Consider the following 7,345-nt stretch of genomic DNA (forward strand, 5'->3'; position numbering starts at 1 on the left):
CCTTGTTTTTAGTGTAAACAGCCGTAAGCATTAGCTACTGCTTTATCTTAACCAACCAGAGTTCGGCTTAACAAATGTTTCTCTTGCAGCTACTTTTCCTAGCTTCTTCGTCAAATTTACTTGCAATGGGCCAGCTATTGACGCGAAGTTTGCCTTGCTTATCATATAAAAAGAAGAAAAACTATCAAGCCAGCGATTCAGAAAAGTAATTTTTGCTAATATTTCAACTTGTTAAATATCTCTTAAACCGAGTTCAGATTAACTAAAAACGCCGATGATATGAGACTGTCATCGGCGTTTTACTATGTTTTTTCTCTATTATCAGTGTCTGGAGTTAATGACCTGCTATTTGCATTTCATCAATTAAAATAGAACCGGTTTTAATGCTGCCACGGTTATCCACATCAGAGCCAACAGCCACAATTCCTTTAAACATTTGCGCTAAATTACCCGCAATAGTGATCTCACTCACTGGATAAGCTATTTCACCATTTTCAACCCAAAACCCTGCCGCGCCACGTGAGTAATCACCGTTAACTACGTTAACACCTTGGCCCATTAATTCAGTAACTAGTAAACCTGTGCCTAAGGTTTTAAGCATGGCATCGAAATCTCCTGAATGGCCTTGCGCTTCAACCAACCAATTATGAATACCACCAGCATGACCTGTAGTTTGCAAACCTAACTTACGGGCAGAGTAGCTCGTTAATAAATACGTTTGTAGTGCACCTTGCGTGATAATTTCTCTGTCGATAGTTGCAACACCTTCGCTATCAAAAGAGCTACTTGCCAAACCTTTGGCGATATGAGGACGCTCGCTAATATTTAAAAACTTCGGGAAAACATCATCACCTAAGGCATCCAGTAAAAATGACGATTTACGATATAAGTTACCGCCACTAATTGCGGAAATAAAATGCCCCCAAACAGTATTCGCAATATCAGCTCTGAATAATACGGGTACTTTAGCCGTTGCAATTTGTTGACCATTTAAACGTGAAAGCACTTCTTGTGAAGCCTCGATACCGATATTTTTCGCACTATTAAGTAATGAAAAATCGCGGTTTACGCTATAGGCATAATCGCGTTGCATATCTTCACCGTCACTAGCAATAACAACACAACTTAAGCTATGACGTGTACTTTTATAGCCGACTAATTGGCCGTGACTATTACCATAAACCTTAAAGCCTGCAAAGCTATCTAAACTCGCGCCATCTGAATTAGTAATTCTTTTATCTACCGATAAAGCACTATGCTCACACTCTTTAGCGATTTCAATAGCTTCTTCGGTAGTTAGCGCTTTAGGATGATATAAATCTAAATCTTGTGGTGACATTGCTAATAATGATTTATCAGCTAAACCAGAGCAGCTATCAACAGAAGTGTATTTGGCAATATTAACCGCTGCCTGTACCGTTTTAGTTAATGCCGCTTCTGATAAATCAGCCGTAGAAGCACTACCCTTTCTACCTTGCTGATAAACAGTAATACCTAAACCGCCATCATTGGTAAATTCAACATTTTCAACTTCACCCATACGCGTACTAACACTTAAGCCTTCTTGACGACTCATTGCCACTTCGGCGCCATCTGCACCTAACGATTCAGCTAACTCAAGTACTTTGGCAACTCTAAGCTTTACCTCGTGAAGTTTTTGGCTTAATTGATCATCAGATTTATTGGCTTTAGTCATATTAATATCTACTTTCTCTTGGCTTAATTTCAACTTTCGCTTAGTAATAACTAGCGTTATTCAACACTTAGTTACTGCTTTAGAATAATGAAAATTTAATGGTATAATAAGGGTAATTTATTATTAATTGTATTAAGCGTTATTATGCCCCAGTCAGTCAATGAGATCGATGAATTAGAAGAAGAATTAAAAAGTAAAACCGAAATAAAGCGTGAAATGCATAAATTGCAAGACTTTGCTCAAAGCTTAGTTGAAATGTCTAAGCACCAGCGCAGTCGGTTACCTTTAAGTGATGATTTAAAAGATGCCATGGTGCTTGCTGATAAAATCACTAACAAGCATGAAGCATTACGTCGTCATATTCGTCATATTGCCAAAATATTATTAGAAACAGATTTAGAGCCTATTCATCATGCTATTGAAGTGATGGCAAACAAACATCAACAAGAAACCGCTAAGTTTGTTTACTTAGAAACTCTTAGAGATGAGTTAATTGACAATGGCAACGACGCTGTAGAGCAAGCATTAACTGAGTTTTCCTCAATGGAACGACAAAAGTTAAAACAATTAGTACGTCATGCAGCCAAAGAAAAGAAAGCTGAGAAAATAGGCAAGCATTACAAAAATTTATTTGCTTACCTTAAAGAACATAGCTAAAAATTACAACGCTCCCAATGTTCTAAGGGAGTATAGACAGACTATAAGGAACCATGCTGTTGAACTTATCTCACACTATTAGAGCGATATTTATCGCTCTTTCACTTATTTCGTTTTCTGTATTCGCTTTACAGCCTCCGACTAAAGCGCAATTAAAACGCTATAAACAGCAAGGTACTTTACAAGAGAGAATTAGCAAAGCCAAAGGCTTTGCTAATGACCAAGTAAACCCTAATTTATTACAGTCAAAACACGCTAGCATTGGCCAAAGTAATACCAAGAATATAGGCGCTGCCACAAGTATTACTCCTTGGAAAAATGGTTTTGGTAGTAGCGGCACCCAGAAAACTTTTACGTTACTATTAGCTTTTTCAGATGCATTACCTCCTGAACATCAATCTGCTGATGTGATTTATAATCATATCTACGGCGATGGCGACCCTGATCGTTTTCCTAATGAGAGTTTAACAAACTTCTATTACCGTTCATCTTATGAACAACTTGAAATTACTGGTGAAGTACTCGATTGGTATATTACCCCTTACACTCGCGATGAAGTTACAGGTGAGGCCGATGTTATCAAAGAAGCCCTGCGTTATTATGAACAGCAAGGTGTCGACTTTAGCCAATATGATAATGATAACGACGGCATTATTGACTATTTTTCTGTTATTTGGACCGGTGAAGTTGGTGAGTGGGCAAGTCAATGGTGGGGTCATCAAACCAAAATTTACGATGACAGCTTTATTTTATCAGGCAAAACTCTAGCTACCTATTCATGGCAATGGCTAAGTCATAACAATGCTACTGATGACTTTGATCCTCAAGTATTAATTCACGAAACAGGTCATGCCTTAGGCTTACCTGATTATTACGATTACGACAGCTCAGTAGGGGCTCCTATCGAGTTTCCTGTCTCAGATATGATGCGTAATAACTTAGGTGATCATAATGCTTTTTCAAAATTTTTACTCGGTTGGATTGAGCCAACATTTATCGGCACAGGTCAACAGAGCCTTAGCTTAAAACCGTCAAGTACAAGCAAAGATGCCTTAATGATAATGCCGGGGTTAACTGCAGCAGATGCCTTAAGTGAGTACTTTGTTGTGCAGCACCGTGATAAACAAGGCAACGATAAGCATATGTCTGGTGAAGGGCTACTTATTTGGCACGTTGATGCCAATATTAAATACAACAACTTTGAATTTGATAACAGCTACACTGCGCATAATTTAATTCGACTATTGTCTGCTGATGAATTTGACTATTACCAACCAGGCCATGAACTGACCTCCTTATCAACACCAAGCAGCCAAGGCTATAAAACAAGTAATGCAGCTGTAGAGATAACGGCTATTGAAAAAAGCGCTAACACCATTAATTTATCTGCCGCGATTGTTAATACGCCTTTGGTTAGTTTATCAGGCATAAAAAACTTAGAAGCATTAAGCGAAAACAATACCATTACTGCAAATGTTGATTCTACTGAACCTATCACTAACGTAAACTTTTTCATTAATGGCCAATTAATCGAAGAAGACACACAAGCGCCTTATCAAATGGACTTTAGCAAAGCAGATATCAGCACTAGTACTGTTGATATTCTCGTTGAAGCATATACAGCAACGGCAAAAGGCAGCGCGAGTATTTCAGCATTAAACCTTCAATATAATGAGGGATTAGTGGTGGTCAATTTAGCGACTGACACAAGCTTATCTTCAGTGTTAGAGCGCTTCACTATACCAACATTAAGCTTAAATGATATTCCCATGGTTTCACCAACTAATACACCAGCAATGTTTATTAGTGCTCACAATACTCAGCCATTATCAGATGAGCAATTTAGCCGCTTAACCAACTATGTGAACGCTGGCGGCCACCTCTATTTTGAAAATAGTGAATGGTTTTGGAACAGAGACTTACATAACCAGCAATGGCAAAATTTTGGTATTGAGGCGACCTGGCAGTTTTCACAAAATGTCGCCACAATATATGGCGCTGAAAATTCAATCGTTAGCGGCGTAACTATGTCAACTCCTGACAGCTATTTCATTTTCCATGAGCTGGTTCATAGCGATAATAACCCTACCAATAATAGTTTATGGTTTATTCAACGTGCTAATACTTTTGATATTAGTAATACAGTAACTAAAACCATTGCACAGGCTAATGTTATGGTTAGTACAGGCATGTTTGCTTGGCTACCTACGCACTTACAAGTTAAAGTAATGAGTAAGTATTTAGCCTATTTTGAAGTAGACAATAGCATTGAACCTGTTTCTATTACTATTGCTAATATTGACGGTAGTGTTCAAACTGAACGCCATACAGATATTACGTTTTTGATCGAACGCTCATACGATAATGGCGAAGAGTCAGTTGTTAATTTAGATGTTGTGTCAGAAAATGCCGTAGTTGGCCAAGATTACATAGCGCTAACACAAAACCAAGTTACGTTTTTAGCGAGCGAGTTAGTAAAAAGCGTCACACTGACTATTCAAGATGACTTTTTAGCTGATGGCGACAAAGCGTTATATTTATCGATTTCAGGCCAAGATGTTATCAGCGAAGATACTGAAAAAACGAATGCCTACCTTTTCATTCAAGATAATGAATTTCGAGGTAAAGTACAGTTTAGTCAAAGCAACATCTCAATTAATGAAGACGATGGAACCTATGAATTTACCGTTGAGCGTATTGACGGTGTAGATGATGAAATAACCTTTAGCATAGCAACCCATGATGGCAGTGCTATTGAGGGACAGGATTACCACGGCATTAATGAAGAAATAATAATGCCAGCTAATTTTGCATCACACACCTTCGTGTTAACGCTTATCGACAACAGTATTTATGAAGCCAATAAAAACTTCACCATATCATTAACCAGTGAGCACTTAGTTGGCGAGGAACAAAACTTGGCGGTAACTATAGTGAATGACGACGATCAACCAATAGAAACAAAGCCAGCGAGCACTCAAAGCAGCTCCTCAGGTGGCTCAAGCAACATCGCCTACTTATTATTAATAATGCTCATCTATAGACAGCGCACATTATTGAAAACCTGGCTTCGCTGTTAATGCTACATTAACAATCAGGCAAAATAAAAAAGGGAAATAGTAACCACTATTTCCCTTTTCTCTATGTAAGGCGGGTTTAGGGGGCAATAGCAAGTTTATTGCACATAAATACAACACGGCTAGTAATAAAAATAACCACTTGAGATAAATTTATGATCCCGAGTTCAGCTTAAATATTACTGCGTACCACCAATAGTCATTTCATCAATTTTTAAACTAGGTTGACCAACGCCCACAGGAACGCTTTGACCATCTTTACCACAAATACCAACACCTGCGTCTAATTTTAAATCATTACCGACCATGCTGACTTTTTTCATTGCTTCAGGACCACTACCAATTAAGGTTGCCCCTTTTACTGGTGAGGTAATTTCACCATTTTCAATTAAATAAGCTTCAGAGCTAGTAAAGACAAATTTACCTGATGTAATATCCACCTGACCACCAGCGAAGTTTGGTGCGTAAATGCCTTTTTTAACCGACTTAATAATATCTGCTGGATCTGACTCACCTGCCAACATATACGTATTAGTCATACGTGGCATAGGTAAATGTGCATAAGACTCTCGACGACCATTACCTGTAGGTTTTACTCCCATGAGTGAAGCGTTATGCTTATCTTGCATGTAACCTTTTAAAATGCCCTTCTCAATCAGCATATTATATTGCGCAGGCGTGCCTTCATCATCAATCGTTAATGAGCCTCGACGATTAGCTAAGGTGCCATCATCAACAATAGTACATAATTCAGAAGCAACCTGTTGACCTACTTTACCAGAAAAAGCAGATGACCCTTTACGGTTGAAGTCTCCTTCTAAACCATGCCCAACTGCTTCATGTAACAATACACCTGGCCAGCCAGCTCCTAAAACGACAGGAAAGCTGCCTGCTGGCGCATCAATGGCCACTAAATTAACTAATGCCTGGCGTACCGCTTCTTCAGCGTAAGCTAAATATCGAGCTTTGTTGTTTTCTACTTCAAAAAAATAACTGTAATCAGTTCTGGCACCACCGCCAGCACTAGCACGCTCGCGTTTACCATTAGCTTCTACCAATACTGAACAATTTAAACGTACTAACGGGCGAATATCGGTACCATAAGTACCGTCGGTTGCAACAACTAGTACCTCTTCATAAACCCCAGACAAGCTGGCGATAACTTGAGTTACTCGGCTATCAACTTGACGAGCGTGGGCTTCTACTTCGTGCAACAAACTAATTTTTTGCTCTTGGGTTAAGCTACCTAGCGGTTCGACTGATTGGTACATTTTTATTGGTGATTGGCGCGAAAAAGCTTTAACACTTGCTCCTTGGCCACTATCAGCAATGCCTTTTGCAGCATCAGCAGCTTTTTGCAAAGCCAGCGGAGAAATATCATCAGAGTAAGCAAAACCAGTTTTCTCACCCGAAATAGCTCGTACACCAACACCGCGCTCAATATTATAAGAGCCTTCTTTAACAATACCGTCTTCTAGCACCCAGGATTCATGCTGGCTCGATTGAAAATAAAAATCAGCAAAATCAACTTGTCGCCCCATCATACTAGCTAAGGTATTGGTTAGTATTTCATCATCAATTTTACTATTAGCTAATAAGGCTTGTTCAACATTATTCATTAGGTATTAACTCGACTTGTATGCTTATTATGTATTTCACCTGAGCTCGGCTTAACAAATGTTTCTCTAGCTGTTACTTTTTCTAATTTCTTCGTTAAATTTACTTGCAATAGGCCAGCTATTGACGCGAAATTTGCCTTGAATTAAGAAAAACTATCAAGCTAGAGATTCAGAAAAGTAATTTTTGCTGATATTTCAATTTGTTAAATATCTCTTAAACCGAGTTCAGGTTATTTATGAACAAATTTTAAGACAAAAAAAATCCGACACTAGGTCGGATTTTTATAGCATTGATA

At 38.5% G+C, this 7,345-nt stretch carries 4 protein-coding genes; 2 read left to right on the forward strand and 2 right to left on the reverse strand.

Annotation, left to right across the window (positions count from 1 at the left end; all coding sequences use genetic code 11):
- Positions 1-334 precede the first annotated feature (334 nt).
- A complete protein-coding gene (gene pmbA / locus KO495_RS06015; protein WP_215979496.1) occupies positions 335-1,696 on the reverse strand; it encodes a metalloprotease PmbA in 1,362 nt (453 codons plus the stop codon).
- Positions 1,697-1,840: 144 nt separating this feature from the next.
- On the opposite strand from pmbA, the gene yjgA reads away from it, so the two are divergent.
- Positions 1,841-2,353, forward strand: coding sequence for a ribosome biogenesis factor YjgA (gene yjgA / locus KO495_RS06020; RefSeq protein WP_215979497.1), 513 nt, complete (start codon positions 1,841-1,843; stop codon positions 2,351-2,353).
- Between the two features lie 59 nt (positions 2,354-2,412).
- Positions 2,413-5,433 carry a M6 family metalloprotease domain-containing protein gene (locus KO495_RS06025; protein WP_215979498.1) on the forward strand — a complete coding sequence of 1,007 codons (3,021 nt, stop codon included), beginning with the start codon at positions 2,413-2,415 and terminating at the stop codon, positions 5,431-5,433.
- Between the two features lie 176 nt (positions 5,434-5,609).
- Here KO495_RS06025 and tldD read toward each other — a convergent pair whose 3' ends face one another.
- Complete coding sequence (tldD, locus tag KO495_RS06030; protein WP_215979499.1) at positions 5,610-7,049, reverse strand: metalloprotease TldD; 1,440 nt, start codon at positions 7,047-7,049, stop codon at positions 5,610-5,612.
- Between the last annotated feature and the right edge of the window lie 296 nt (positions 7,050-7,345).

This window comes from Colwellia sp. D2M02 (genome assembly GCF_018860755.1).
Lineage (GTDB): Bacteria > Pseudomonadota > Gammaproteobacteria > Enterobacterales > Alteromonadaceae > Colwellia > Colwellia asteriadis.

Bases quoted from the DNA above. Each gene is read 5' to 3' on its own strand.
- pmbA (WP_215979496.1), bottom strand. From the start codon at position 1,696: ATGACTAAAGCCAATAAATCTGATGATCAATTAAGCCAAAAACTTCAC.
- yjgA (WP_215979497.1), top strand. From the start codon at position 1,841: ATGCCCCAGTCAGTCAATGAGATCGATGAATTAGAAGAAGAATTAAAA.
- tldD (WP_215979499.1), bottom strand. From the start codon at position 7,049: ATGAATAATGTTGAACAAGCCTTATTAGCTAATAGTAAAATTGATGAT.